Annotated in this window: 21 protein-coding genes and 1 tRNA gene; 3 read left to right on the forward strand and 19 right to left on the reverse strand. The window is 59.8% G+C overall.

The features are described from left to right. The first annotated feature begins 18 nt into the window (after positions 1-18). The gene (locus E4021_RS03195; protein ID WP_136456458.1) at positions 19-1428 is read left to right on the forward strand and encodes a glycosyltransferase family protein; all 1410 of its coding nucleotides are present in this window, start codon (positions 19-21) and stop codon (positions 1426-1428) included. On the opposite strand, the gene E4021_RS03200 is transcribed toward E4021_RS03195, so the two are convergent. Then, complete coding sequence (locus tag E4021_RS03200; protein WP_136456459.1) at positions 1415-1798, reverse strand: hypothetical protein; 384 nt, start codon at positions 1796-1798, stop codon at positions 1415-1417. The genes E4021_RS03195 and E4021_RS03200 overlap by 14 nt on opposite strands. A gap of 142 nt (positions 1799-1940) precedes the next feature. Between E4021_RS03200 and E4021_RS03205 the strand changes: the two genes are divergently transcribed. After that, complete coding sequence (locus E4021_RS03205; RefSeq protein ID WP_136456460.1) at positions 1941-2657, forward strand: membrane or secreted protein; 717 nt, start codon at positions 1941-1943, stop codon at positions 2655-2657. 34 nt (positions 2658-2691) lie between these two features. Here E4021_RS03205 and E4021_RS03210 read toward each other — a convergent pair whose 3' ends face one another. The 15 genes from E4021_RS03210 to E4021_RS03280 all read right to left on the reverse strand — a co-directional run bounded on the left by E4021_RS03210 (position 2692) and on the right by E4021_RS03280 (position 21431). Further along, complete coding sequence (locus tag E4021_RS03210) at positions 2692-3666, reverse strand: T9SS type A sorting domain-containing protein (RefSeq protein WP_136456461.1); 975 nt, start codon at positions 3664-3666, stop codon at positions 2692-2694. 139 nt (positions 3667-3805) lie between these two features. After that, a tRNA-Arg gene (locus tag E4021_RS03215) sits at positions 3806-3877 on the reverse strand. A gap of 39 nt (positions 3878-3916) precedes the next feature. Beyond that, positions 3917-4465, reverse strand: coding sequence for a peptide-methionine (R)-S-oxide reductase MsrB (gene msrB / locus E4021_RS03220; protein WP_136456462.1), 549 nt, complete (start codon positions 4463-4465; stop codon positions 3917-3919). An 82-nt stretch (positions 4466-4547) separates the two neighbouring features. Further along, positions 4548-6026, reverse strand: coding sequence for an SLC13 family permease (locus E4021_RS03225; protein ID WP_136456463.1), 1479 nt, complete (start codon positions 6024-6026; stop codon positions 4548-4550). Beyond that, positions 6023-7156 (reverse strand): glycerate kinase family protein, encoded by a 1134-nt coding sequence (locus E4021_RS03230; protein WP_136456464.1) that lies wholly within the window; start codon positions 7154-7156, stop codon positions 6023-6025. Before E4021_RS03230 ends, E4021_RS03225 begins: the two co-directional genes overlap by 4 nt. A gap of 12 nt (positions 7157-7168) precedes the next feature. Next, positions 7169-7903, reverse strand: coding sequence for a 3-keto-disaccharide hydrolase (locus E4021_RS03235; protein WP_136456465.1), 735 nt, complete (start codon positions 7901-7903; stop codon positions 7169-7171). A 51-nt stretch (positions 7904-7954) separates the two neighbouring features. Further along, positions 7955-8890, reverse strand: coding sequence for a ribonuclease Z (locus E4021_RS03240; RefSeq protein ID WP_168797446.1), 936 nt, complete (start codon positions 8888-8890; stop codon positions 7955-7957). Between the two features lie 5 nt (positions 8891-8895). After that, positions 8896-9279 (reverse strand): STAS domain-containing protein, encoded by a 384-nt coding sequence (locus E4021_RS03245; protein WP_136456467.1) that lies wholly within the window; start codon positions 9277-9279, stop codon positions 8896-8898. 68 nt (positions 9280-9347) lie between these two features. Beyond that, positions 9348-10550 carry an MFS transporter gene (locus E4021_RS03250; protein ID WP_136456468.1) on the reverse strand — a complete coding sequence of 401 codons (1203 nt, stop codon included), beginning with the start codon at positions 10548-10550 and terminating at the stop codon, positions 9348-9350. Positions 10551-10570: 20 nt separating this feature from the next. Then, positions 10571-13144, reverse strand: coding sequence for an FG-GAP repeat domain-containing protein (locus tag E4021_RS03255; protein WP_136456469.1), 2574 nt, complete (start codon positions 13142-13144; stop codon positions 10571-10573). Then, positions 13141-16458: a CRTAC1 family protein gene (locus tag E4021_RS03260; protein ID WP_136456470.1), complete on the reverse strand. Its 3318-nt coding sequence runs from the start codon at positions 16456-16458 to the stop codon at positions 13141-13143. The genes E4021_RS03255 and E4021_RS03260 overlap by 4 nt, the downstream gene beginning before the upstream one ends. Continuing rightward, the gene (locus E4021_RS03265) at positions 16458-17060 is read right to left on the reverse strand and encodes a hypothetical protein (RefSeq protein WP_136456471.1); all 603 of its coding nucleotides are present in this window, start codon (positions 17058-17060) and stop codon (positions 16458-16460) included. Before E4021_RS03265 ends, E4021_RS03260 begins: the two co-directional genes overlap by 1 nt. Beyond that, positions 17057-20431: a VCBS repeat-containing protein gene (locus tag E4021_RS03270; protein WP_136456472.1), complete on the reverse strand. Its 3375-nt coding sequence runs from the start codon at positions 20429-20431 to the stop codon at positions 17057-17059. Before E4021_RS03270 ends, E4021_RS03265 begins: the two co-directional genes overlap by 4 nt. 58 nt (positions 20432-20489) lie before the next feature. Then, positions 20490-21032: a 3'-5' exonuclease gene (locus E4021_RS03275; protein ID WP_136456473.1), complete on the reverse strand. Its 543-nt coding sequence runs from the start codon at positions 21030-21032 to the stop codon at positions 20490-20492. 57 nt (positions 21033-21089) lie between these two features. After that, positions 21090-21431 carry a LytR/AlgR family response regulator transcription factor gene (locus E4021_RS03280; RefSeq protein ID WP_136456474.1) on the reverse strand — a complete coding sequence of 114 codons (342 nt, stop codon included), beginning with the start codon at positions 21429-21431 and terminating at the stop codon, positions 21090-21092. A 163-nt stretch (positions 21432-21594) separates the two neighbouring features. Here E4021_RS03280 and E4021_RS03285 point away from each other — a divergent pair, with 163 nt between their 5' ends. Next, positions 21595-22404 (forward strand): PhzF family phenazine biosynthesis protein, encoded by an 810-nt coding sequence (locus tag E4021_RS03285; RefSeq protein ID WP_136456475.1) that lies wholly within the window; start codon positions 21595-21597, stop codon positions 22402-22404. On the opposite strand, the gene E4021_RS03290 is transcribed toward E4021_RS03285, so the two are convergent. Genes E4021_RS03290 through E4021_RS03300 form a run of 3 tightly spaced genes read right to left on the reverse strand, consistent with a single transcriptional unit; the run spans position 22364 to position 26407 of the window. After that, positions 22364-22891, reverse strand: a complete 528-nt coding sequence (locus E4021_RS03290) for an Lrp/AsnC ligand binding domain-containing protein (RefSeq protein WP_136456476.1) — start codon at positions 22889-22891, stop codon at positions 22364-22366. The two genes, E4021_RS03285 and E4021_RS03290, sit on opposite strands and share 41 nt — an antisense overlap. Before the next feature lie 2 nt (positions 22892-22893). After that, complete coding sequence (locus E4021_RS03295) at positions 22894-23469, reverse strand: hypothetical protein (RefSeq protein WP_136456477.1); 576 nt, start codon at positions 23467-23469, stop codon at positions 22894-22896. A 31-nt stretch (positions 23470-23500) separates the two neighbouring features. Then, positions 23501-26407: a leucine--tRNA ligase gene (locus E4021_RS03300; RefSeq protein WP_136456478.1), complete on the reverse strand. Its 2907-nt coding sequence runs from the start codon at positions 26405-26407 to the stop codon at positions 23501-23503. Positions 26408-26504: the final 97 nt, after the last annotated feature.

Below are 26504 nucleotides of genomic sequence, written 5' to 3' on the forward strand. Positions count from 1 at the left end.
AGCGGCTTTTGTCGTTTATTGCGTCCTCACCCAATCCTCGGAGCCATCCCACCCTACCCCAGCCGACGCGCTGTTCTGCTTTCCGTAACCGCCCTGGGCGGTATGCTCTGGCTGATCAATTTGGGGTACAACCGCCCACTGTTCATCGACGAGGCCAACGTGGCGCGCAACCTCTTTGACCGCAGCTACGCCGAACTGTTCCAGCCACTCGATCACGCCCAGTACGCTCCCCCACTCTATCTGGTGCTGACGAAAATTCTGGGTGAGCTTTTCGGTTACCGCGAACTGGTGCTGCGCCTGCCAGCCTTTGCGGGTGGACTGCTGGCGGTCTGCGCCCTTTGGCGGGCCGGAATCCACCTCCGTTTGGGTTACTTCACGGCCGTACCCCTGCTCTTGCTCTTCGTTAATCCCGCCGCCCTGCGCTACGTCACCGAACTCAAGCCGTACGGACTGGATTTGGGCGTTGGTGCCGGACTGCTGGTCCTGGGCATCGTCACGTCTATCGCAACCTCCCGCAGGCAATTAATCATGTGGACAATAGCAGGCATGGTTGCCCCCTGGCTGTCGTTGCCGGCCGTTTTCGTCCTGGCAGCGGTCGGCCTGCGCGGACTCTACCACGATCGCCGGTGGGTGTTTCCGATCGTCGCCTGGCTGTTGTCCTTCGGCTTGCTGTACTTCACGGTGTTGCGGCCGTCCGTGGGCAGCGGCTACCTCAACAGTTTCCACCAGGACTATTTCCTGCCGTGGCCCGACACCCTGGCAGCCCTCGAGCAGTTTGGCCGCATCGGGTGGGGTTTAATGCGGCTGACTTTCGGGGTAACGGCGGTGGCCCTAATCTGGGGAGCCTTGCTGTTGGTGGTCGGATGGCTCCCGCGGCCGCGCCACGCCTGGCTGCTTTTGCCGCTGGGCATTGTGCTGGTGGTATCCGGTTTAAGGTATTACAGCCTTATCGACCGGTTAATGCTCTTCGCTCTGCCGGGTTTATGGCTTATCGCAGGACTGGCAGCCCAACGACTTTGGCGAAAGAGTAGTCGCGTCACCCGGGCAGGTCTGGTGGTTTTGACGCTGATCGCATTGGATGGGAGCCACAGCCTCCGGTATTTCCGGCAGCCCATTACTTTCAGCGACGGTGCGAAACTGGCGGAGGCGGCAAAGGAGGGCGCGTACCGCGTTCACCCCCTCGCAGAACCGGTGGTCGATTATTACTTGCGCATCCATCCGGTAACGTCCGAAAAGGGTCAGGCGTCGGTACGGAAACCGTATGGCGTTTACGGGTCCGGAGAGGAACATTGGTTGTATGATGTATTGACGGCACCCCGACCAAATCAGGACCTTCGGCGCGACAGTATCGGGGCGGCGGAGCGCGGGTGCCGGGTAGATTCCGAACCGCTGTACCGGGCCCGGATCCTGGTTATCAGATGTCCCTGACGGAATTACGATCCGTAACGACCTCAAGTAACTCCCGCAAGAACTGTACCTGGCCGGGACTCAAATGGCTCTTCAGGGCTTCCTTGACGGTGAGAAAGGTACCGGATTCAATTTCCATCAGGCGGTCTTTCAACTCGCCGGCATCTTCGTAAAGCATCTGCTTCAAGCTAGGGATCTCGTGCCAGTCGCCCTCCACGGCAACGGCTTCCTCGCGGTCGTCAGCGGGTTCCAGCTCAATCAGGTCGGGATTATCCATGTTCAGATCGCCCCCGGGAAGCCCCCAGCGCTCGGATTGCTGGGTAAGGAAGACCTCCAGGCCCCGCTCACGAAAACGATAGATGATGAGGCGGGCTTTTTTACGTAGTCCCATAGGTTTGGTAGGTAAAGAATGACCGGAGTGTGCGGGATCGCGCGGCCGGTACAAGCTAAATAACGTATGCCGTATTATTGTTTGGCAACGAAGATACAACGAAGCCTACCCCGGTACCGTTCTGAGCCTACAAACTACCGCAATGAAGTATTTCCTTTTTCTACTATTGCTAAATCCACTGTTGACCTTTGGACAGTCCGCTGACGGGGGCCTGGAAGGGGCCTGGCAGTCGGCCTTCGCCGGAGCCGAAGGGAAAACCAACGAACTATCCATGATCATCCAGGACGGCTATTTCGTCATGACCGCCTACAACCAGGAAGACAAAGCTTTTCTGGCTACCCTGGGCGGGTCCTATGAGGTGGCCGGTGATACCCTCCACGTAACTTACGAATGGGACAGCTCGGTACCCGAGAATGTCGGGATCACCCGCGCCATGCCGTACATGGTGAACGGAAGCCTGTTGGTCTTCAACAACGACAAGGTCTGGCAGCGTGTAGACGACGGAACAGGTCCACTCGCCGGTGCCTGGCAAATTACCGGACGCAAGCAGGATGGGGAAATGCGGCGCCGCGAACCCACCGGTCCACGGCGCACGATGAAGATTTTGTCCGGCAGCCGCTTTCAGTGGATCGCCTACAATACCGAAACGCGCGAAATGCTCGGCACTGGCGGAGGAACCTATTCGGCCGACGAACCCCAGTACATAGAACGGATCGAATTTTTCAGTCGCGACCCGCAGCGGGTCGGCGACCAGCTCAGCTTCGACTTCAAGATCCGCAATGACGAGTGGCACCACATGGGCCTCAGCAGTAAGGGCGACCCCATCTACGAAACCTGGGGCCACCGACCACCGCAGTAATTCACGGCTTCCCACTGACCCCCAAGGGGACCATTCAGTGCTGAATGAGCAGCCGCTGCGATGCAGATGGCGCAGACCCCAGGGGCCGTACCAGGTACATTCCGACCGGCAGCATCTGGACATCGATGCCCCGACTGGCTTCCTCCGCCGTATACACACCCACGCGCTGTCCGCTTGCCTGATAAAGGGCTACGGCCGAAGCTTGCTGGGGAAGAACGACGCGTACCGACGTATTGGCGGGATTGGGGAACAGGGCTAAGGATTCCGCACCGGTCTGGCCGGGGACGAACACCATGTTGCTTAAGCTGAAGGTACCGGCGTAGTCCATTTGTTTCACGCGGTAGTAAGCCCCTTCACTTGGCCACGGCTGGACAGCGGAGTAATTTTTTTCCAGCAATCCATTGTCCAGGAAAGCGATCTCCGCTACCGATTCGAATCCATTGCCATGGTCGGCTTCAAGCAGGTAACCGCGTACGTCAACCTCATCGGCGACCGACCAGTCGAACACCACATTTTCCCCCGCGGGCCGGTAGGAAAGATCCTTTGTCCAGGTTACCGGGAATGCCGAACTGGCAACGATGTTAATGGTGATGATATCGGTCTTAATTTGACCACTGTTGCCCTGCGGGCGCGAGTAAATCAACTGTACGCTTCCTACGGCAAACAGGTCGACGGTTATGCCGAAATCGCCCGAGGGAAGCGGGATGGGCGGGATAAAAGTTCCTTGTTCAATAGGGACAACAACGGGGGCACCGTCGATACTAGGATAAACCGTAATGGTAGCCAGCGTACCTTCACCTTGCACCTGCTGGATGCCGAGGCTACCGGAATTATTTCCAGCAATCTTCACGCAGTCGGAGTAGGTTTCCCCGACTTCGACCGTCGTTTTGAAGTTGTTGAGATAGGACTGCAGCGCCTTGCTGGGGGAGGTCAGACATGGGTTCTGCGCCGCACCGATAAGGGGGAGCAGCATCAGCGCGAGGCTGATACGAAAGTAAAGGTGTTTCATGTTATTAGGTAGTTAGACGAAAGAGGAGACAAAGAATAGACTCGTAACCGTGGCCGAAAGGTTAAACCCTCTCGTCGGTACAATATCTGATGTAAACCCTTTCCTACCCAAATGTTCGGCGGATGGCAGCCAAACGGAGTAGCCCCAGCAAGACTCGAACTTGCATTTTCGGTTTAGGAAACCAACGTTCTATCCCTTGAACTATGGGGCTGCTTCCCGGCGCCCGGCGGCGGGGCGGCAAATATACGTTTTACAGATCGGCTTCGGGCACAAAATTGAGCGCCGCGCCATTGATGCAGTAGCGTAAACCGGTGGGTTCCGGACCGTCGGGAAAGACGTGGCCCTGGTGCCCCCCACAGCGGGCGCAGCTTACCTCTACGCGCTCCATACCAAACTTGCGGTCCACATCCTGCTGGATATAGAGTGAATTGATCGGCTCGTAAAAACTTGGCCAACCTGTGCCGGACTCAAATTTTGTACTGCTGCTGAACAGCGGCAGTCCGCAAGCACGGCAGGCGAATACGCCGGCTTCCTTTACGTCATTAAGTGGACTGCTGAAGCTGGGCTCGGTCCCGTCTTCCCGCAGAACGTGAAACTCCTGGTCGGTTAGGATGCTCTTCCAGTATTTGGTGGTGGTGTCAATCCTGTTTATCTCGCCAGGCTGCGCCGGGGGGTCGTAGCGGTATTCGGGCAAATCCGGCGTAACCCCGGCCGCGACGTCGGAACTCGACGCGGTGGTCTGGGAAGTGGAGTTGCAGGCCAGTACGAAAAGCAGGGCCAGAGAAAGCAGGATACGCATGGTAGAAGATTTGTTGCTATAACGTCCGATTGGGGCGGGAGGGTTTAGGGGTTTCTATCCACTGTCGCCACCCCGGCTACCATTACTCGGCTGCCCCCCCGATCCAGGTGGGTAAACTGGTGGCATTAAACTCCCACAGCCACGGCAGGGCGAAGTAGCACACCAGCGCTATGACCAGAATGGAAATCAGGTTGAGCCAAAGTCCGGCGCGCACCATGTCCGGTATCGTCAGGTACCCCGACCCGAATACCACCGCGTTGGGGGGCGTGGCTACCGGCAGCATGAAGGCACAGGTGCCGGCCAGGCAGGCCGGCACCATCAGGGTGAAGGGGTGAACGCCTAGGGGCAGTGCGGCCGCCGCTAATACCGGCATAAGCATCGAGGTGGTGGCCACGTTGCTCGTAATCTCCGTCATAAAGTTAACGGCCGCGGTGACCGCCAGGACCACCACTAGCAATCCCACGCCCTCCGGTATTCGCAGGGATGCTCCGATGTATTCCGCCAGTCCACTCACGCCAAAACCGGCCGCCAGGGCAAATCCGCTACCCAGCAGCAAAATGATACCCCAGGGCAACTTCACCGCCTCCGACCATTCGAGCAGGGCCCGGTCGTCGCCCCCGGGGCCAGGCACCAGAAAGAGGGCAATACCCCCTATGATCGCGATGATCGGATCATCAAAGCCGGGCAGAAACCGTTCCAGTACGCTGGTCCGAAAGATCCAGGCCAGGGCCGTGACGCTGAAAACCGCCAGCACCTTTTTTTCCTCGGCGGACATAGGCCCCAAAGCGGCCAACTGACGGCGCACCTCTTCCCGCCCGCCGCGAAAGGCCCGCTGCTCGAAGCGGAAAGCCACCCGTGTTAGATACCACCAACACATCAGCAGCAGTATCACGGCAATGGGAAAGCCCAACATGAACCAGCGCGCGAAACTGATCTCGACGCCAAATGCTTCCCGGACCACGCCCGCGAAAACCAGATTGACCGGGGTCCCGATAAGGGTAGCCATGCCCCCGATGGAGGCGCTATACGCCACGGCCAGCATCAGGGCCTTGCCGAATTGCTGGTTCTCGTTCACTTGCGTGGAGGGGTCGTCGCCCAGGTGGGCGGCGATGGCTGTGGCGATGGGGAGCATCATGACGGCAGTGGCCGTATTGGAGATCCACATGGAAAGCAGGGCGGTGGCCGCCATGGCCCCCAGGATGATCATGCGCACGTTGGAACCGATCAGGGCAATGACGCCCAGGGCGATACGCCGGTGCAGGTTCCACTTCTCGATGGCCATCGCAATGAGGAAGCCACCCAGGAAAAGGAACACGTAGCGGTGTCCGTAACCAGCCGTGGTAACATCCAGGTCGGCCGCTCCCGACAGCGGAAAAAGCACAATCGGCAGAAGGGCGGTAACCGCGATGGGCACCGCCTCCGTCACCCACCAGACTGCCATCCAGACCGTAGTGGCCAGTACGGCCGTGCCCGCCGGGGGAAGACCTTCGGGGCGCAGGAACAACTGGCAGGCGATAAACAGTAGCGGCCCGAGGAATAAGCCCAGTGTGCGGGTATTCATGTTCGGGGAGTTGTATCATCCCCGCCCACCTTTCCGTGGCGGTTGGCCAGGTAGTCGTAAACCGTTTCCTCGAGCAGTTCCGCGGCGCGCAACATACTTTCCTCCTTGCTCACGCCCTTTCGGTCCAGGGCGAGGATGGCTTCCGCGCCAAGCTCGGAAGCGGAGAGTTCCGAGGTGCCGCAAACCGCGACGGTTGGCCGGTGATGACGCAGGACTCCAGCAACTACTTTACCATGTAAGGTTTGGCTATCGATTTTTCCTTCCCCCGTCAGTATCAGGTCGGCATGCCGGGCCAGCTTTTCGAACCCTACAGCTGCGAACAGGCCGTCTACCCCGCTTTCCAGTCGCGCGCCGAGAAAGGCCACGGCTCCCGCCCCCAGGCCACCGGCGGCACCCGCACCCTTGAGGTGGCGAACGTCAACCTTCAATTGGTCTGCTATGCAATCGGCAAAATGCGCCTGGTTGCTTTCCAGCGTAGGCAGATCGTCGTCCGTGGCGCCCTTCTGGCGGGCGTAGGTATAAGTGGCGCCCTCGGGGCCCAATAGTGGGTTATCGACGTCGCAGAGGGCCGTGATGGTGGCTTTGGCGAGCCCGGGGTGGCGACCCTCGGTAATGATCCGGTCAACGAATTTCAGACTGTCCGCCATGGGTACGAAATCGTAGCCCTGCTTGCTGATGAATCGATAGCCCAGGGCAGCCGCCATTCCGGCCCCGCAGTCGCTGGTGGAGCTACCACCCAACAGCAGGGTAATATCCGTGGCACCACGGGCCAGCGCGTCGTCAATCAAGGTTCCAACACCCACCGTAGTAGTGTTGCGCGGATCGCGGCGGGGCCCCGGTACCAGGTGCAGCCCGCAGGCGGTGGCTGATTCGATTACGGCCCGCCCGTTGCCGAGCAGGTATTCGGCATCGAGCGGACGGCGCAGGGGGCCGGCCACCGTCAGGCGACGGCGCTTCATCCCCGGCCGCCGGGCCAGCAGGGCAAGACTCCCTTCGCCCCCGTCGGCAAGGGGCTGCACGTTTATGTCTGCGTGGGGCAAGGCACGCCGCACCCCCCGGGACATTGCCCGGGCGGCAGCTTCGGCCGTAAGGCTTCCCTTGAATTTATCGGGGCAGATCAGAATATTCACCGGCGCGACGGGCTAAAGCTCCCGCACCCAGATGTTGCGGTAGGCGACCTTGTTGCTGTGGTCCTGTAGCTTGATCACGTCGTCGCCGTGGGCCACATAATGGGGTAAACCGATGTACTCGGTGGGGCCTTTGACCTCGAAGTGGTTCAGGACCACCACGCCGTTCATGAGCAGGGTGACGTAGGCGGGCCGGATTAGCATGCCGTCGTCGTTGAAGTGGGGCGCATTGTAGATGATGTCGTAGCTCTGCCACTCGCCCTGCGGCTTCAGCGCATTCACCAGCGGTGGCGTTTGCTTGTAGACCGATCCGGCCTGGCCGTTGGTGTAAGTATCGCTGCCTTCGCTTTCCAGCACCTGGATTTCGTAGCGGTTCTGTAGGAAGATACCGCTATTGCCGCGTTGCTGTCCTTCCTTATCGGGTTCGGCCGGCGACTTCCATTCCACGTGAAGTTGCATGTCGCCGAACTTGCGGCGGGTAGCAATATCGCCGGACCCGGGATTGACCACCAGGGTGTTACCTTCTTTCGTCCATTCGGCCGGGCCACCGCCGTTGGCGCTCACCCATTCGCTGGCGTCGGCTCCTTCGCCAAGCAGCACGATCGCGTCGGCGGGGGGGTCACCGAGTTGATTGCCGGGCTTGACCTTCGGCGGTACCGGTTCGTAATATTCCGTGGCTTTGGGGTCCGTAATTTGCCCGTAACACGATACGGCCACAAGGCAAAGCAGGAGAGAAAAGGTATGGCGCATGATTGATGTTCTAGTTCTCGCCAAGGTAGCAACTACCCATCAATTTGTTCCCTACTCACTATTCCGTTCGGTGAAGGGTACCGTGAAGCGGTACAGATCACGGGCGGCGGTGGATGCGGGGAACACCGCCCGTGCCTCGCGCTCGTGCTCATCCACGTTGCGGTACCGGGCGCTGAAGTGTCCCAGAATAAGCTGTCCGACGTCGGCGTTGCGGGCCACGAGCGCCGCCTGATGGGCCGTAGCGTGCCCCTTTTCCGCCGCCTCAACCGCCATGTCGTGCAAGAAGGTTGCTTCGTGGTACAGCAGGTCAACCCCTTGGACGTAATTGCTTAGCTCTGGAAAGTATAGAGTATCCGAACAGTAGGCGTAGCTGCGGGGCGGGGGCGCGGGTGCCGTGAGTTCTCCGTGCGGTATAAACCGGCCTTCCGCGGTGGTATAGCCACTCCCCTGCTTGATAGTGGGAATTGCAGCATAGGGGATGGAGTGAGCCTCGATCATGTCCTTCAAAATTGTGGCGGGGCGGGGCTTTTCCCGGAGAAGGTACCCGTTGGTCACAATGCGGTGGCGTAGCGGGAAAGCGTAGACCTCGAGTTCGCCTACTTCCGCGACGAGCGTCATGTCGTCGGCCGCATGCTCGATAAATTCCAGCGGGAAAGGCATTCCGTAGCGATCCAGTTCCAGCAACGGGGCAAGGCGGTCACGCAGTCCGGGTGGACTCAGGATGCGCAATGGTGCTGTACGCCCGGAGAGGGCCAGGCTGGTCAGTAGCCCCGGCAGCCCGAAGTAGTGGTCGCCGTGCAAATGCGAAATCAGGATAAGGCTGATGCGGCCCACGGACGCCCCCGCGGCCTGTAGCCGGAGTTGGGTTCCCTCCCCGCAGTCTACCAGTACGTCGGTCGATTCACTGTGCAGGAGGTGCCCTGAAGCATAACGACTCGCGCTTGGTACAGCTCCGTTCGAGCCCAGGATAGTAAGTCCGAAGCGCAATCCGGCTATTCGTCGCCGGGTTCGGCCTGCATATCGCGCTGCAGTTCCTCCATGAAAATGAAGTCCACTGCTTCGCTCTTTGTCGGCAGAATGGTCAGCACGGTGTCGACCTTGCTGATTTCGACCAACCGCTTGACGGCGGCGTGCTCTATACCTGTCACCACGAAGGTGCCGAGGTTGCTCCACAGGCGACGCGCCGTAAGGATGGCACTCAGGCCGGAGGAGTCAACGTACTTGACGAGGCTCAAGTCCAGGATAAGGTTCGTGATCCCTTCGTTGGCGAGAATGACGAATTCGGATTTGAGCTGCGGCGCAACGGCGGAGTTGAGATTTTCATCCTCGGGCTTGATGACGCTGTAGCGTTCCTGCTTGTCAATACTGAATTTCATCGGTTTTGATTTTTGTACGTTATCCGGCGCAAATGTAGCCAAAAGGTAAGGAATGTCGGTGCTTGCGCTTAATCTTCCACCCGCAGGTAAAAAGTAGTAATGACCACCAGCACCAACATCAGCAGAGCTACTACGCCCAGGCCCACCCGTAACCCTTCTACTCCCGGAAGCAGCGGCAGGCCCTCCGGCAGCCGACTGCTCTGGAAGTCCGAGACGAAGCCGATCACGGGCGGTCCGAACAGAAAGGCTGCGTATCCGATCGTGCTGACCGAACTGATGCCCACGCCGGGTCGCAGCCCCGGAACCTTGCTGGCCTGACTGAACACCACCGGTACAATATTTGACAAGCCCAGGCCCACCAGTCCAAATCCGGCAATCGCCACGCCCGGAAGCGGAATCAGGATGGCCAGGCTGACCCCGATCAGTGCCAGGGCCGCACCGCTGACCACGATAGTCCGCGACCCCAGGCGGCTGCGGCCAAAATCCCCGAAGGCCCTGCCCAGGAACATGGCACCACTGAAGGAAGCCTGCGCCAGCGGGGCGAGGACCTCAGGACTGCCCGTTACCCGGGTCATGTAGAGCGGCGTCCAATCTGCCATGGCCCCCTCCCCCACCATGGTACAAAGGGAGGCCAGTCCGAGCAACACGATGGCGAAGGTGAACTTGCTACCCGAATTGCCCCCTGCGTCGGCCACCGGACCGGGGCGATCCTGCAGAAAATGGCGCAAGGCGTATACCGACACCAGCATACTGATCAGGCTGACCGTCAAAAGATGAGGACCCAGATCGAGACCCAGCGATATAAACCCGGCCGCGGATCCGGCCCCCACGAACATGCCCCCCGAAAAGCACGCGTGAAAGGAAGAAGTGATGGGCTTACCCCACAGCTTCTCCACCTCTACCGATTGCGCGTTCACCGCGACGTCCATCACGCCGGTGGAAATCCCGATCAGGGGCACTACCGCCAATAAGGCCCAGTAGTTGGGCATGTACGCCATCAGGGGCACGCTCAGCACGAATACAAGGGTGGAAATGATGGCCAATCGACGACTGCCGCTACGCACGATCAGAAAACCCGCCAGCGGCATCGCCACGAGCGCTCCCAGGGCGAGGGACGTAAGGACGAAACCCGTCTCCCCGTTATCGATTCCGTACAATTCCTGCAGCCTCGGCAGCCGGCTCGTCCAGTTGGCGTACACCAGCCCATTGATGGCGAAAGCCAGGGAAACCCCGATACGGGTGCGGAGAAGGGAAGCCGAACGTTGGATCATATTGTATGGAGGCCACGAAACTACGGCAGCCGCAGCACTACCCACGCGCCGTCCGCGAAATCGATCCGGTACCGGTCCCGGCCGGCGATCCGGATATGGCGGGCCTCGCGATGATTGTAGCCGGGACCAAGATCAATAAACTCCACCCTGCCGTCCGGCCGCAGGAGCTGCAGGGCTGCCGCATCCTGCCGACCTACCCGCGGCAGTACGTCGAGCTTGTTGCCCGCCAGGAGGTAACCGGAGGGCGTCGGCAAAATTGAATTAATTGGCGTGAGCTGGGTAGCTACCGGTAAGGATTGCGCTGCCCATTCGCCCTCCGTATTCCGCACGATCCGCACGTGAGCCAGGTTTTCCGCCTGCAGCGGCTCCACCTCCAGGTTGGGGAAGTTCTCGCGGAAGCCCCGGCGACTGAAGTCGGCGTAACTGAGGTTATTGCGCCGCCAGGCGGGGAATTGACCGGCCAGCTCGTCCTTGTCTGCCAGGGTGTATTCCTTCCCTCCCCGCACGTAGGTGATCAACGGATCCCTTCGCCCGTTGCCATCCACGTCTACGAGGTAAAGACGCAGGGGCTCCGCGCTGGTTGGCTCCCCCAGTGAACTGTTCCACCCCCAATTTCCCGCCAGAATTTCTTCCCGGCCCGCTTCCCCGACAATCGCCAGCGACTGCCACCAACCGCGCGTACCCTCCACTACTTCGTACGCCCACTGTCCGTCTACCCTTCGGCCGATGCGAATCGGTAGCCACATGCCGGCCTCTACCCGAAGGTCCGCAGTCTCCACCTGCAGGGTGTACTCCGGTTTACCATCAGGCACGGCGCCAGGGAAGGGTTGCAGCGGGTCGCGGTCGAAAGTGTTGTCCGCGCCCGGTACTGATATCGGGGCGTCACTGCCGTATTCCACGATTGCGTAGGCCGTAGAGTCTGCCGTTGTAGCTGGAACGCCACGGGCCCGGGTGCCCGGCCCGGCATAATCCGACTGGGAGAGGAACCCGCGCTGCCGCGCCATCATAAAGGGGGCTCGAGTGACCGCATCCCGCGCACCCGGTGCCCGCAGGCCCCCTTTCAGCCCTTGAGTATTGTTTGAAGCCGCGCTGTCGGGCTGCTTCCGGTGGCCATCCCGCACCGTATTCTCGTACAGGATTGCCGGGGCGTTGACGTTATTGATCACCAGATCGGGATCACCATCGCCGTCAAAGTCCGCCGTGGCCGCCCCCGTGGTGCTGCCGTGGAAGCTGAGCCCCCACTCGACCGGTCGGTAGCGCAGAGCAGTATCGCGCTTGAAGACCACGTTGGGGACGTGCCCCGAAGGCATCATCTCGGCTACGGCCAAATTGCTGCTTTTGCGGGCCACAGCGCTGCTGATAAATTTCAGGTAATCCAGGTCATTCGGACGCCGCTCAATGCCGTTGGCCACGAATATTTCGTCGGTGCCGTCAAGGTCGAAATCCTCGATGAGCACCGACCAGCTCCAGTCGGTGGCGGCCAGTCCGGACATTTCGCCGATTTCAGAGAAATTCCCTCCCCCGCGGTTCCACTGCACGTTATTGCGCGGCAACTGGTCGTGGTAACCCGCCCGCCGCTTCAGCCGGTAAAGGTTATACGGCTCGGCGCTGACCGTAGCTTTTAGCACTTCTTCATTTTCGGGGCGCATGTCGAGCGTCACGAGGTCGGGCCGTCCGTCGTTGTCCAGGTCCCCCACGTCGCTTCCCATGCTGAAATTCGAGGTGTGACCGGTGCGCTCCCGAATCACTTCTTCAAAGGTCTCACCCGCCCGGTTAAGGTAGTAGTAGTCATTCTCGGAGAAATCGTTGCAGACGTAGATATCCGGGTACCCATTGCCATCGAAATCCGCCACCGCCGCACTCAGTCCGTAACCGATGCGGGAGGAGTAGAGGCCCATTTGCCGGGTCACATCCCGAAAGCTCTCTCCCTCGTTGCGCAGCAAACGGTCCCCAGCCAGAGAATCCGGCACCTCGCGCTCCGCCGCATCGCGGTAGGTCGCGTCGTTGTGCACGGAATGCCGCAGCAGGTAGACGTCCTCGTCTCCATCCAGGTCATAATCGAACCAGTACGCCTGGGTGTTGAAACCCCCGAAGTCCAGTCCATAATTCGCTGCCCGGTCCTGGAAGGTACCGTCGGACTGCTGCACGAAAAGTTCGTTCTTGCCGCTCAGGCCCTTGTAGCCATCGACGTTGCAGACGTAGATATCGGGCAGGCCGTCTGCATTGACGTCGGTGACGCTTACGCCGGTCGACCACTGCCCGGCACCAGCGACGCCGGCTTCTTCGGTAGCATCGCGGAAGCGCCAGTTCCCCTCGTTGATAAAGTAGGCGTTGGGGCGTTGATTATTGGTAAAATAAAGATCCGGAAGCCCGTCGCCGCTGATGTCGGTAGCGGCTACCCCGCCCCCGTTGTAGTAGTAGAGGTATTCCACGATGTTGAGCGATTCCGTGGGACGCAGTTCGTTGATGTTGTTCACGCCGGTGCCCTGGCGCACTTTAAACAGGGGAGCCGGGGCCTCTTCTGCTGCACGGTCGCAGGTGCAAAGCACCGAGATCAGGGACAGTGCAACGATGGTTCCGCTCCCCCACCTCATCGTTCCAGTAGTGCCGGGGCGGCGTTATTTCTTGCAAATACATACCGGCCGTCACTAAGCACGGCGATACCGCGGATTTCGCCGGGGATCTTGAGGCCACTCTCCGCGGCGTCCACGGCCGTAAAGTTGCCCTGCCCGTCGTTGCGCAGCAACAGTCCGCGGCCGGCGTCGTAGCGACCCATTTCGGGTTTGACGTAGTAAAAGTTGCCGCCGAGAATCAGGTCAGGATCCCCATCCGCATCTACGTCATCCACCGCAATGGCGTAAACGGGGGTTTCCTGCGCGGCGTGGGGTAGGAAGCGCACGGCCAGCTCCCCTTCCCCGTGGTTCATCAGCACGAGTGAGCGAAATTCCGTGGCCGCGTAGTAAACGCTCTTGCCCAGCAGTTCGGCTCCAAAAATGTCTTCCATGGTTTCGTCTCCGAAGTCGGTGTATTTCAGGTACCGTTTCCGCAGACCCGGCATTTGCTTCACGAGGTCGTGGAGCAGCGGCGTGGGGTACGCCCGGTCGCCTTCGTACATGGAGACGACCTGCTCGGCCGACCCGTTACCGTCGAAGTCGTTGACGTGCATCATCACGGGGCGGTCGGCCGTGGCGCGGAACCGGCTGTTCAGCCCGTGATTGCCCAGCACGACGTCCTCGCGGCCGTCCCCATCCAGGTCGGCAATCTCCAGGGCGGTGTACCAGCCGGTTAGTTCAGCTATCTCCTCGGGTAGTTCGATTTTCGACAACTGTCCGTCAGCATAGGCAAAGGCCGTCGGGGCCATGAATTCTCCTACCACCAGCAATTCCTTGCGGCTATCACCCGTCAGGTCCACCCAACCGGCGGCGGTCACCATTCCCAGGTTCTCAACCGTTTGCTCCTCAAATTTGCCGTCGCCGTCGTTCAGCAAAAGGTAGCTGTCGGCCGGTACCCCATATACGCCGGAGCGCAGGCGGCTGCCGACAAACAGGTCCAGGTCGCCGTCGCCGTCGATGTCATACGGCGCCACCGCCCCTCCGGCAGAGGTCTGGCGGGCGGAGGGCAGCAGCTGCGTGCTTTTCGTCCACCCCCCGGGTCCGTTGAGGTACAGTCGGTCAAACAGCGCGGTGGAGGCGTTACCGAATTCACTGCTCCCGCTGACGACGTACAGGTCCTCGTCGCCGTCGCCGTCCGCATCAAAGCAGGCACAGGCTACATCCTCGCTCACTTTATCTGCTTCCAGCATTGCCGTGGCCCGGCTGCGGTACCCTTCCCCGGCGGAGACGTAAAGTCCTCCACTCTGGTCTCGCGCACCCCCAAGGTAGAAATCCTCTCGACCGTCGCGGTTGAAATCACCGGCACAGAGCGCGGGTCCGTCGGCGCTCAGCATGTGGTAGATAAGTGGGTCGCGGTCAAAGTCGCTGTAGCGGTTCTCCCGGTGCACGAAGTCGATGCCGCGGAGGGCGGGTGCCACGTCCCGCAGCAGGGCCGGGGGCGGTGGTGGGGGGCTTTCCGCGGGGGAGGTAGCCGACTGTGCCTCCGAAACGATGAGCAATTGATCTACGGCCGGCCCCGGCAGGGAGGACTGTTTGCCGTTAGGCCATACGATATCTACGCGGTCGATGTAATCGATGTCCCCCAGTCCAAAGTGCAGCCGATACTGCATGCTGGATTCAAAGCCGCGCATGGGCATGTGCTCCAGGTAAAATTCCCGATCGCCGGATACGACCGTGGCCTTGGCCCCCACGGCAAAGGGGTTATTGCCCTTCCCCCGCAGTTCAAGTTGCAGCCAGTGATTACCGGAGCTGTGGTTGCGGTAGACTAGCGCGGCGGCGTTGGTATTGTTGATCACCAGATCCAGGTCGCCGTCGTTGTCCAGGTCACCGTAGGCGGCGCCATTGCTAAAACCTTTCAGGTCAAGACCCCATTCCTGCGCCATGTTCCGGAAGCGGTAGTCTCCCGCAGGTCCCAGGTTCTGAAAGGCAAAGTTGCGCACGGGATTGGACGGGATGGCATCGACCAACACACTGAAGTCGACCTTGCCGGTGGCCGTCACCTTTCGCTTGAATTCATCGTCGGCGATGTAGTCCAGGAAGTCCCGGTTGGTCAGGTCCTGGTAGATCCCGTTCGCTACGAACAGGTCTTTGTAGCCATCGTTGTCCATGTCAAAAATCAGCGCGCCCCAGCTCCAATCGGTAGCCTCCACGCCGCTTAGCCGCCCGATTTCGGTGAACGTTCCGTCGCGGTTGTTGCGCTGCAGCACATTGCGGGTAAACTGGTGGAAGTAGTCGTTCTTCAGGTTGTACTGGTAGCGGTTCCAGTTTTCGAAGGTGGTGGCCTCCTTCATCCGCTGATTGGAGGCCGGCAGCATTTCGGTGACGAAGAGCTCGCTGTATCCATCGTTGTCGATATCCGCCAGATCGGCCCCCATGCTGGCGGCACTGATCGACTGCATGGCTTCAGTGAGGGTTTCCCGGAAGGTTCCGTCGCCGTTGTTCATATACAGGTAGTCGCGCTCGAAGAAGTCGTTGCTCACGAAGATGTCCGGCCAGCCGTCCTTGTCGACGTCGCCCACCGTAACCCCCAGTCCGAAGCCGATGATGGAGCCGTAGATACCCGCTTCCTCACTCACGTCGTAGAAGAAGCCATCACGGTTCTGGTACAGACGATCACCCCCGATGGAGTCCCGGACAGGGCGTACGTTGCGCTCCAGATTAAAGGATCCGATAGCCTGGTAACTGTTGTTGAGGAGGTAAAAATCGAGGTCACCGTCCTGGTCGTAATCGAAGAAAACCCCGTGGGTACTCAGGCCTTCGTTGTCCAGACCGAATTCGGCGGCGGCTTCCCGGAAGGTGCCGTCCTGCTGGTTGATAAACAGTTCGTTGCGGCGGTTGTCGCCGTCGATGTCACCGGAGTTGCATACGTACAGGTCCAGAAAACCGTCGGCATTTACGTCCGCCATGGTTACGCCCGTACTCCAGGCAGCCCGTCCCCCTACCCCGGCGGTTTCGGTTACGTCTTCAAAACGCATGTCCCCCCGGTTGAGGAACAGTCGATTGGCTACCCGGTTGCCGCTCAGGTAGATGTCCGTAAGTCCGTCGTTGTTGACGTCGCCCAGGGCTACCCCACCCCCGTTGTAGAAATTACGGTAAGTGTATATGTTGAAGTCCTCGTCGAAGTCCAGGGTATTGGCAAAGAGAACCCCCGAAACCTCCGGGGCCAGGGCCTCGAACCTTCGCTGACCATCCCAGGGCGGAGCATTGTTTTCGATAACCGGATCGGCCTGGCATCCTGCCCACAGGTACAGCACCAGCGCACCCGCCAAAACCTTCGTGAAATGGAATACACGCATCACTGTACCAACCCGAGCGGGTCGCGTTTCAGGGAAGACAAATCAACGATCATGGCCGTCACACTCGTGTCGTCCACTTTCCAGAGGGCCACCAGGCGACTGCCGTCAACGGATGCGAAGGTGCGGCCGTGCTGGGGATGCTCCAGTTCAATGAATTCGGTGGACAGGGTCCGGCTGAGGTAATCGGCCACGTCCGGCAGCAGGTTCTCGGCGTACGCGGCCTTGTTCCAGGGCGACCAGTCCTGGTAAATAAATTCCGTCTGCATAGCCTGGACGATGCGCGGGTTCTGCTGGGTGAAGATGGGGCGGAACGACAATTTCGCCGGGCGGTCAAGGTCGTTTTCCATCAGGTGATCCGCCTCGGTGCCCCCGCGGCCCATGGTGATCAATTGCTGACGGTTCAATTCGGTGCAGCGGTCGAAGTAGGCCGTGTCGGTGATTCCGAGGTTAAGGCCGAGCACCGTTTCCCTGGCTTCCAGATCGGCGTTCAGCCCCTCAGTAACGGCAGACCGGTAGCGACCGACGGGGCTTTCGTCCTTGGGCTGGCACGACCAGCAAAAGCCGAGGAGCATGAGGCAGCAGAGAAAAAGGGTTGGCTTCATTTGGTGATGGTTTGCAATTTCGATAGCGGGCCATTCGAACGCGCGATCAGAAAGGCCGGCGGGGCAGTCTCACGTCCGGGTAGTACGGCGATCGCCCGCACGTCGCCCGCAAGGTACAGGGCTGCGCTTTGGGGCTCTACGGTTATGAACGTTCCATCCCCCCGGCCAAGCAGCATGGCACCGAATCCGGCGGCGTAAATTCCCACTTCCGGTCGTCCGACCGACTGGTTGCCGGCCAGTAGCAGGTCGGGTACGTCATCACCGTTGATATCGGCGGCAGCAATGGCGTATACGGGTGCGAACTGGACCTCGGTGGGCAGGGGGTGAACGTCCGGCGCCGAACCCCTATTCAGCACAACTACTGAGCGCAGTTCCTCGGCTCGGTTGATGATGGATCTTTCCAGCAGGCTCGCCCCGAACAGATCATGCAACGTCTTGCCGGGGTAGTCAGCGTAGCGTTGCAGTTGTTTGCGTAGGCCGGGGAGTTGCTTGACCAGGTCGTCGCGCAATACGAGCGGCAATGGTATTCCCTCCGGGCCGTAGTGGGTCAGAATCTGTTCCGGCTTTCCGTTGCCGTCGAAATCGTTCACGTAAAGTTCCAGGGGCCGTTCCGCGGTGGCGGTCAGCCGGGAGTTCAGGCCGTGGTTACCCGCCACTACGTCCTCGCGCCCGTCGCCGTCTAGGTCAGTAGCCACTACGGCGTGCCACAATCCGGACGTTCCCGCTACGACCTGCAGTTCGCGGTATTCACCGTCTGGTGAAAAGTGCAGGTAACGGATGGGGCTCCATTCGCCGACCACCACCAGCTCCAGTTCCGGGTCGTCGTCGACATTGGCCCATACGGCATCCGTGATCATGCCCAGGTGGTCGAGCGCCGAGAGATCGGCAGGGCGGAACTGGCCGTCGCCTTCGTTAAGCAAGAGGTAGCTGGTGGCGGGGACGCCATAGGTGCCGGGGCGCAGGCGGCCGCCTACAAACAGGTCCGTATCTCCGTCGCCATCCACATCGTGCGCGGCTACGCATCCGCTCGCCACAAACTGTGAGCCCAGCGGCAGCAGCTGTTCGTTGCGGCGCCACCGACCGCCGCCGAGGTTGAAGTACAAGTCATCCAGTAAATTGGCTGAGGCCGGTCCGAACTGATTACTCCCGTTGGCAACGTAGAGGTCCTGATCACCGTCACCGTCCGCGTCGAAGAAGGCAGCAGCCACGTTCTCCGCGGCGGACCGTTCAGCAAATATCTCCGGCGCTACCGCTTCGAAGGTTCCGTCTGCAAGGCCTCGCAGAAGCCGGCCAGCTTCACCGGCCGCTCCTCCGAGGTACACATACCGGCGACCGTCTGATTCCAAATCACTTACCGCCAGGGCCGGACCTTCGTTGTTAAGGCCGATAAACAGCAGGGGATCGCGGTCGAAATCCACGGCAGGGTCTTCGCGGTGTACGATAGCCGCCCCGCCAGCCGTCGCGTCCGTGAGTTGCCATTGGGGAACCATGGGGGCTTCCGTTTTTACCGGGCGGGCGATCTGCGCCTGGTCAGAAATCGTCCTGCCCTCCCCCTGCACGACTGCCGCGACCGATCCGGTATCGAAGCGCGAAAAACTTTCCGCTTGGCCGTCCGACCAGTACACCGTGACCGAATCAAGGGGGCCGGGGGCGTGAATCCGTTTGTCCACCGTACTCTGAAATCCGCGCATGGGGTGCAGTTCAGCGTAACCGGCCAGGCTGTCGCTGCGGTGTAATATCAGGCGGGCACCGATGCCATCCGGATTACCCGGTATCGAGGAACGAAGATGGAGCATCTTGCCGGCCCGCTTACTGTTGTTGCGGTAGAGGCCGGCTACGGCATCGACGTTGTTGATCACGAGGTCGAGGTCGCCGTCGTTGTCCAGGTCCGCATAGGCGGATCCGTTGCTGAAGCCGGGCTGATCGAGCCCCCAGGCTTGCGCGGTTTCTTCAAAGGTCAGGTCGCCCCGGTTACGGAAGATGGCATTCGGTAGCGGTTCCGAAGGAATCAGGTCGATCAGATCGGTCATCCCTTTACCTTCTTCGTGGATCATCCGGCGCACGGCGGCGGGGTTGCCGTTGAAGTTGATGTAATCCTGGTCAAGCAGGTCCTTGCCGGTGCCGTTCGCCACGAATATGTCGCGCCATCCGTCGTTGTCAAAATCGGCCAACAGCGCTCCCCAGCTCCAATCGGTGGCCTCGACCCCCGAAAGACGACCGACTTCCGAAAAGTATCCGTTTCCGCGATTGAGTTGCAGTACGTTACGACTGAACTGCTGGTGGTAGCCTTTATCCCGGTACAGCTGGTAGCGGTTCCAACCGTCGAAGGCGGCCTTGGTCTTGTATCGCCGGTCGTCGGCCGGCAGCATCTCGGTTACGAAAAGGTCAGGCAGGCCGTCGTTGTTGATATCGGCCAGATCGGCGCCCATGCTGCCCTTACTGATCTCCGCCAGGTGGCCGGGGAGGGTTTCCACAAATGTGCCGTTGCCCTGGTTGACGTAGAGGTAGTCGCGCTCGAAGTAATCGTTGCTGATGAAGAGATCGGAAAAGCCGTCAAGGTTGATATCGCCCACCGTGACGCCAAGACCGAAGCCGATGTTGGATGAGTAGATGCCCGCCTCCTGCGTGACGTCCGTAAAACGGTTTTCTCCGCTTTCAACCAGTTGGTTGCGGTACAGTCGATTGCCGCCCTCCTGATCCGGGATGTCGCGCAGCCCCTCCTTCAGGTCATAACCGGTGGTCGCTCGGGTGGAGTTATTGAGGAGGTAGCAGTCGAGATCACCGTCTCCGTCGTAGTCGAAGAAGGCGGAGTGTACCGAAAGGCCCACGACGTCTAGTCCGTAGGCGGTCGCGGATTCGGTGAAGGTTCCGTCGCCGTTATTGATGAATAGCTCGTTGTGGCGTACTCCCGTCATGCCAGGAATTGCTTCCCCGGCGGGCGGGCCGGCCTTGCAGACGTAGATATCCTGCCAGCCGTCGGCGTTGATGTCCGCTACGGCCACCCCGGTGCTCCAGCTGTCGGGCGCACCTACGCCGGCTGCGGCGGTGACGTCCTCGAACTGCCAGTCGCCGCGGTTGAGGTACAGGCGGTTTTGTACCAGGTTTCCGGTGAAGTACAGATCCGCCAGCCCGTCGTTGTTAAAGTCGCCAATGCCCACCCCGCCTCCGTTGTAGAAGTTGCGGTAGGTATAGGGGTTGAGTTGGTCAGTATAGTCCAGGTCGTTGCTGAATTCTACTCCGGTTGTCGCGGCACCCGGCGCGGTCATCCAGGAAAACAGTTTGTCCGCAGGCACGTCGAGGGCGTCCGTTCGCTCGGACGAGCAGCCGAGCACCAGTCCACAACAACAAAGTATAAAGGTTAGCGTACGCACGGGCTGCGAAGATAGCGTGCCGTCGGGGGCCGTCGTAGCGTGCGGGCGGGGGTATGTCTTAGTACCGCCACATATCGAGCAGCTTGCAGAATATCTTGACGGTGTTCTCCGCGTCGTCCAGGGCGCGATGCTGCTCGCCCGTCCACTCAAACCCCTCGTGGCGTATGGCCGAGGCTAATCCACGCTTTTTGGGCAGGCTGCGGATGTCCCGGTACTGTGCCTTGAGATTGATGTGGGGATCAAGCCAGTAATCGTCCATGCGGTGCAGGTCACAATCTTGGCGCAGCTGTCGTTCGTCAAAACTGCCCCAGGCCGCCAGGGCGTAGGGCTCACCATCGACGTCGATCCAGTCCTGGAAAGCCTGAATCACCCGTGAAAAGTCACGGGAACGGTTGATGTCGGATTGGTCGATATTGGTCAGTTGCCGGCAGAAATGACTGAGCTGAGGGTGCAGGATGGGCTTGATCAGGCGGCTGAAAGCCGCACCGACCTCGCCGTAAGCATTGACCTCGAAGGCTCCGATTTCAATCGTTTCCTGGACCATTCCGGGGGGACGGCCTTCCCAGCAGGTAGCCTCAATGTCGTAGATGATGAATCGCACGGAGAGAGAACCCTCGTGCCGCCACTACGTTCATTGACCGAACGCCCGGAGCCGCTCCTATAGCCTGGGCATTCGGGCCTTGATGTCGGAATGGTACGCCTTGCCCAGCTTCAGTTGGTGATTGTTCAATTCGAGAACACCTTCGGCAAAACTGATCCGGCTCACCTGCGTGAAATTCACCAGCAGGCCCCGGCTTACCCGGACGAAGTCGCCTCCGTCCAGCTCTTCGGCGATCGCCGCCAGGCTCCGCTTGATGGCAAAACGCTTGTCGGTGGTCTGGATGTGGGCGTAGTTTCCGTCTGCCTCGATGTACTGGATGTCGCTGAGAGGGATTTTGAGGTAATCGGTGCCGTCGCGCAGGAAGAGGTGGTCCAGTTTCGGGCGGTTGTAAGAATTCATACGTGGAAGTTGGATTGAGATTTGGTTAGGGGTAGGGTTAACCGGATTTTCGCGGATGCGGTCATATGGCAAATATGCGCAAACCACACAATTCTTTACGAAGTCACCTGAACCCTCGGTTTTTTACTTCATCACATTTATCAGTCGCAATAAACGTTATTACATGCATAATCTCCCCCTTTACCAAGTAGACGCCTTTACCAATCGCCTCTTCGGCGGCAACCCCGCCGCCGTGGTGCCGGTCCCGGAATTTCCTTCCGACAAGCTTATGCAGCAGATTGCGACGGAGAACAACCTGTCCGAAACCGCCTTCGTGGTGATCCGTGGCAAGGGTAAATTTGACATCCGCTGGTTCACCCCCACTACCGAAGTGCGGCTGTGCGGTCACGCTACCCTGGCGGCCGCGCACGTGCTCTACCGCTCCGGGGGCAACGACCTGCAAAAACTCAGGTTCAAAACGCGGGAAGCCGGCAACATCACCGTATCCCCCACGGATGAAGACGGTACGTACCAACTTGACTTCCCGGTAGACAAACCCAAAAAAACCCGGTCTTCGAAAAAGCTGCGCGGGGCACTAGCCGGTCTCAAGCCCGTGGAAGTATACGAGGGGCAGGACGATCTGGTCGCCGTGCTGAAAAATCAGGATCAACTGGAAAGTCTGGACCCCAATTACCACGTCATCGCCCGACTGAAGCGGCGGGGATTGATCGTCACCGCCCCCGGAAAAAAAGTGGACTTCGTCAGTCGGTGTTTCTATCCCGCCTACGGCATTAACGAAGATCCGGTCACCGGATCGGCACACACCCTCCTTACGCCGCTTTGGGCCAAGCGATTGAATAAAAAGAAGCTTACCGCCCGACAACTCTCCACCCGGGGCGGAAGCATGACCTGCGAGTTGCGGGGCAAAAAAGTGCGCCTAACCGGACAGGCCATCACTTTCCTGGCCGGGCAGATTTTGCTGGATCGTCTGTAGACCGAAGGTCCGCCAGTTCTTCGGGACTGGCCACCTGAATCGGCCGGTCGATCGTCTCCTCCAGGGAGATGAAGGTTTCCGTACGCTGGATGCCCTCGAAGGCCTGGATCCGCTGCAGGACGTCACGCAAATGGTCCGTATCCCGGCACACCACGCGGGCGAAAATGCTGTACACTCCCGTAGTGTAGTGGGCGGAAACGATCTCCTGGATACCCTTGAGGTATTCGGCGGCCTGGTTGTACAATCCACTGCCTTTCAGGTATATACCTAAAAAGGCGGATACGTCGTAGCCCAGCTTGGTGTGATCGACCACCAGAGTCTGGCCCTTCACCACGCCGGCGGCGATGAGCTTGTTCATCCGTACGTGAATGGTGCCGCCGGAAACGAATAGTTTGGCCCCCAGTTCCGTGTAGGGCCGTTTGGCATTTTCCATCAGGAGGGCCAGAATCTTCCGGTCCAGATCGTCCAGTTCGTAGGCTGCAGCCATAGTCAGTTTTGCTTGCGGATTACCGTAACCGGAACGCCCGCGGGTCGCTGGGTTTCGGCGAGTTTAAGTTCATTGCCCGGCTCCAACCATTCTTCCAGCGCCTCGGCGGTCGCCGCTTCGTAGTCCGGATTCAATTCGGGGGTTTCCAACCACAGCAGACATACGAGTTTGCGCGGATTGGCCAGCCGCCGTTCGGCTTCCGCCCAGAACCAATAGTGCGAGCGCGGGCGGTCGATCTTTCGGAGGTCGTACCAGAGCAGCTGAAGGCCGATCCACCAGTTGCGGCGCATGGCCCTGTTGACGACCCGGATAAGTCGTTTGGTATCTACGAACTTGCGTCCTACGTGTTCGGCGAGGGCCTCGGGATTTCTGCGGTGCGTTTTGTGGCGCTCCTCCCGCCGGCGATAATTCTTTACCTCCACCAACCAGAGCCGGCCGTCCGGCGCCAGGCAAAGAAAGTCCACGCCTTTCAGCCCGTGGCCGCTGACGCTGTGGTAAGCGGTGGTTTCATCGTACTTGCGGACCAACCACGATTCCGGGAAGGTGATTTGTAAGTCGCTTTCTTCAAAGGTATTCACTAAAGCGAAAATAGTACATCGCCGGTTATGGCTAGCCGACAACGAAATTGACCATCCGTTTCGGCACTACGATCACCTTACGCACCGATTTGCCCGACAGGTGGCCCTGTACTTGTTCGTCGGCACGCACCGCCTGTTCGATCTCCTGCCGGCTCGCCGCGGCGGGTAGCTCAAGCGTCAAACGGGTTTTGCCGTTAAAGGCGATGGGGTAAGTGATGCTCTCCTCCACGAGGTAGCGTTCTTCCCAATCCGGCCAGACGGCATGGTGTACACTACCGCTTCCGCCCAGGGCCGCGAAGAGTTCTTCGGAAAGGTGCGGGGCGAAGGGGGCAATTAGGCGTACCATAGGCTCCAGGACTTCCCGCTTGCGGCATCCCGATTTGGTCAGTTCGTTGGTCGCTACCATGAAGGCACTGACGCAGGTATTGAAACTCAACTTGTCAATGTCCTCCGTGACTTTCCGGATCAGGGTATGCAATACCTTCATCTCATCCTTCGTGCCACTTTCGTCGCTTACGTTGAGCCGGTCGCCCTCACCCACGAACAGGTTCCAGAACCGACGCAGGAAACGGTATACCCCGTCGATGCCGGACACGCTCCAGGGCTTGGCCTGATCGATTGGACCGAGAAACATCTCGTACATCCGGAAGCAGTCCGCGCCGTACCGCTCACAGATGTCATCCGGGTTCACGGCATTGTATTTACGCTTCGACATCTTGCCCTGCTCCACGCTGAGTTCCAGGTACTGACGTCCTTCGCGGTCGGTGACCCAGGCAAAAGCCGAAGCCTGCTGAAGTATCGTCCGGAAATAGGAAGCATCCTGGTGCTCCAGCCGCTGGGCTTCGTCCACCGAAGACCGATACAGTCGGTAACTGCTCTCGTTGTTGACGGAGGTTTCCGTCACGAAGCGCAGGGGGGTCAGTCGCGTACCCGTACTTTCATCGAGCACGAGATATCCACTGCCCACGCCTTCCACGGTCAGGGGAGTTCCTTCGGCAACGTCGCTGCTTACCCACACGGGGTGGCGCTGTCCGTCGTCCGTCAGCAATATGCCCAGGTGGATGTAGCTGATGGGACCGCCGATCATGCCCTGGTTGAGCAGTTTCTTGTACGGCTCCCTGGTTGGCACCTGGCCGATGTCGAACAAAAACTTATGGATGAGGCGGCTGTAGAGGATATGGCTCACCGCATGCTCCGCTCCGCCCACGTACAGGTCGACGTCGCGCCAGTAATTGACCGCTTCCTGGCCCACGAACGCTTCTTCGTTACGCGGATCCATGTACCGCAGGTAGTACCAGTTCGAGCCGGCGGTGGCGGGCATGGTGTCGGTTTCCCGACGCCCCTTCGGGGTGGCTACCCATTCTTTGGCCCGCTCCAGCGGCGAGGCACCGCTCACGGCGCGGAAGTCTTCCATCTCCGGCAGGGTCACCGGCAGTTCGTCCAGCGGCACCAGGTGGGGTACGTCGTTTTCGTCGTAGATGATGGGCCAGGGTTCTCCCCAGTAGCGTTGGCGACTAAAGACGAGGTCGCGGATGCGGTAATTGACCTGCCGCTTGCCCCGGCCCAGGGATTCAATGCGCTCGGTGGCAGCCTCTATGGCTTCCGGCACTTCCATCCCGTTCATGAAATCGGAATTGATGATGCGCCCGACTTTATCTTTCAGGGTTGCTCCCGGGTAGTCGGACTTATCGACCACGTCAATGATCTTGATCCCGAATTTTTCGGCAAACCGCTTGTCGCGATCATCGTCGCTGGGCACCGCCATGATTGCGCCCGTACCGTAATCCCGCAGTACGTATTCCGCGATGTAGATCGGCACCCGCTCCCCGTTCAGCGGGTGAATGGCGTAGGCACCGGTGAAGGCACCGGTCACCCGGTTTTCACTTACCCGGTCCAGTTCACTGCGGCGGCCTACGTAGTCGAGGTATTCATCTATCTCGGTGCGCTGTTCGGCCGTGGTCAGGCGGTCCACAAGTTCGTGTTCGGGAGCGATCACCATAAAGGTGGTGCCGTAGATGGTATCCGGACGGGTAGTAAAGATGTTCAGTTTTTCGTCGTGGCCCTCAATGTCGAAATGCACCAGCGCGCCGGTGGATTTACCGATCCAGTTCACCTGCTGGGCTTTCAGTCCCTCGCTGTAGTCGACCTCCTCGAGTCCGGCAAGCAGGCGCTCGGCGTAGGCGGTGATCCGCAGGCTCCACTGCAGCATCGGGCGCTGCTCGACGGGGTGGTTGCCCCGTTCGCTCCGTCCGTCCTTCACCTCGTCGTTCGCCAGTACCGTGCCCAGTGCCTCGCACCAGTTTACGTAGCTCACGCTGCGGAAAGCCAGTCGGTAGTTCATCAACAGGTCGCTGCGCTCCTTGTCGCTCAAGGCATTGAATGCATCGGCCGTCAGCTCCAGGGCTTCGGTTTCGGCCGCTTCCAGTCCTTCGGTTCCGTGAGCCGCCAGATGGTCGATCAACTCCTGGATTGGCCGTGCGCGGTCTTCCTTACAGTCGTACCAATGCTCGAATACCCGCCCGATGATCCACTGCGTCCATTTAAAATAGTCAGGGTCCGATGTGTTTACGCTGCGGTCCCAGTCGAAACTGAGGCCCAGCCGCTCCATCTGTTCCCGGTAGCGCGCGGTGTTCAGGGCTGTGGATTCGGAAGGATGGACCCCCGTATCGATCGCGTATTGCTCGGCGGGCAGTCCAAAAGCGTCAAAACCCATGGGGTGGAGTACATTGTACCCCGCCTGCCGCTTGTGCCTGGCCACGATGTCCGATCCGATGTAGCCAAGGGGGTGACCTACGTGCAGGCCGGACCCCGAGGGGTAGGGAAACATGTCCAGTACGTAGTACTTCGGGCGGTCCGTATCGTTGCTCGTCCGGTAGGTCTTTTGCTCCTGCCAGTACTTCTGCCACTTGCGGTCAATGGCCTGTACATCAAATTTCATCGGGGCTAATACTTAGTGAGGGCGCAAAGGTAGTGTATTGGGCGGGTGCGCGGGTGCCATGTTGGGCAATCGCCGGGGCTAGCGCGTGCGGGAACCA

This window comes from Neolewinella litorea (genome assembly GCF_004803465.1).
GTDB classification, from domain to species: domain Bacteria; phylum Bacteroidota; class Bacteroidia; order Chitinophagales; family Saprospiraceae; genus Neolewinella; species Neolewinella litorea.

Coding starts and splice junctions, on each gene's coding strand:
- E4021_RS03280 (WP_136456474.1), bottom strand. CDS start 21,431: ATGAATTCTTACAACCGCCCGAAACTGGACCACCTCTTCCTGCGCGAC.
- E4021_RS03210 (WP_136456461.1), bottom strand. CDS start 3,666: ATGAAACACCTTTACTTTCGTATCAGCCTCGCGCTGATGCTGCTCCCC.
- E4021_RS03235 (WP_136456465.1), bottom strand. CDS start 7,903: ATGCGCCATACCTTTTCTCTCCTGCTTTGCCTTGTGGCCGTATCGTGT.
- E4021_RS03290 (WP_136456476.1), bottom strand. CDS start 22,891: ATGGCTGCAGCCTACGAACTGGACGATCTGGACCGGAAGATTCTGGCC.
- E4021_RS03200 (WP_136456459.1), bottom strand. CDS start 1,798: ATGGGACTACGTAAAAAAGCCCGCCTCATCATCTATCGTTTTCGTGAG.
- E4021_RS03260 (WP_136456470.1), bottom strand. CDS start 16,458: ATGCGTGTATTCCATTTCACGAAGGTTTTGGCGGGTGCGCTGGTGCTG.
- E4021_RS03285 (WP_136456475.1), top strand. CDS start 21,595: ATGCATAATCTCCCCCTTTACCAAGTAGACGCCTTTACCAATCGCCTC.
- E4021_RS03250 (WP_136456468.1), bottom strand. CDS start 10,550: ATGATCCAACGTTCGGCTTCCCTTCTCCGCACCCGTATCGGGGTTTCC.
- E4021_RS03255 (WP_136456469.1), bottom strand. CDS start 13,144: ATGAGGTGGGGGAGCGGAACCATCGTTGCACTGTCCCTGATCTCGGTG.
- E4021_RS03205 (WP_136456460.1), top strand. CDS start 1,941: ATGAAGTATTTCCTTTTTCTACTATTGCTAAATCCACTGTTGACCTTT.
- E4021_RS03300 (WP_136456478.1), bottom strand. CDS start 26,407: ATGAAATTTGATGTACAGGCCATTGACCGCAAGTGGCAGAAGTACTGG.
- E4021_RS03225 (WP_136456463.1), bottom strand. CDS start 6,026: ATGAATACCCGCACACTGGGCTTATTCCTCGGGCCGCTACTGTTTATC.
- E4021_RS03245 (WP_136456467.1), bottom strand. CDS start 9,279: ATGAAATTCAGTATTGACAAGCAGGAACGCTACAGCGTCATCAAGCCC.
- msrB (WP_136456462.1), bottom strand. CDS start 4,465: ATGCGTATCCTGCTTTCTCTGGCCCTGCTTTTCGTACTGGCCTGCAAC.
- E4021_RS03265 (WP_136456471.1), bottom strand. CDS start 17,060: ATGAAGCCAACCCTTTTTCTCTGCTGCCTCATGCTCCTCGGCTTTTGC.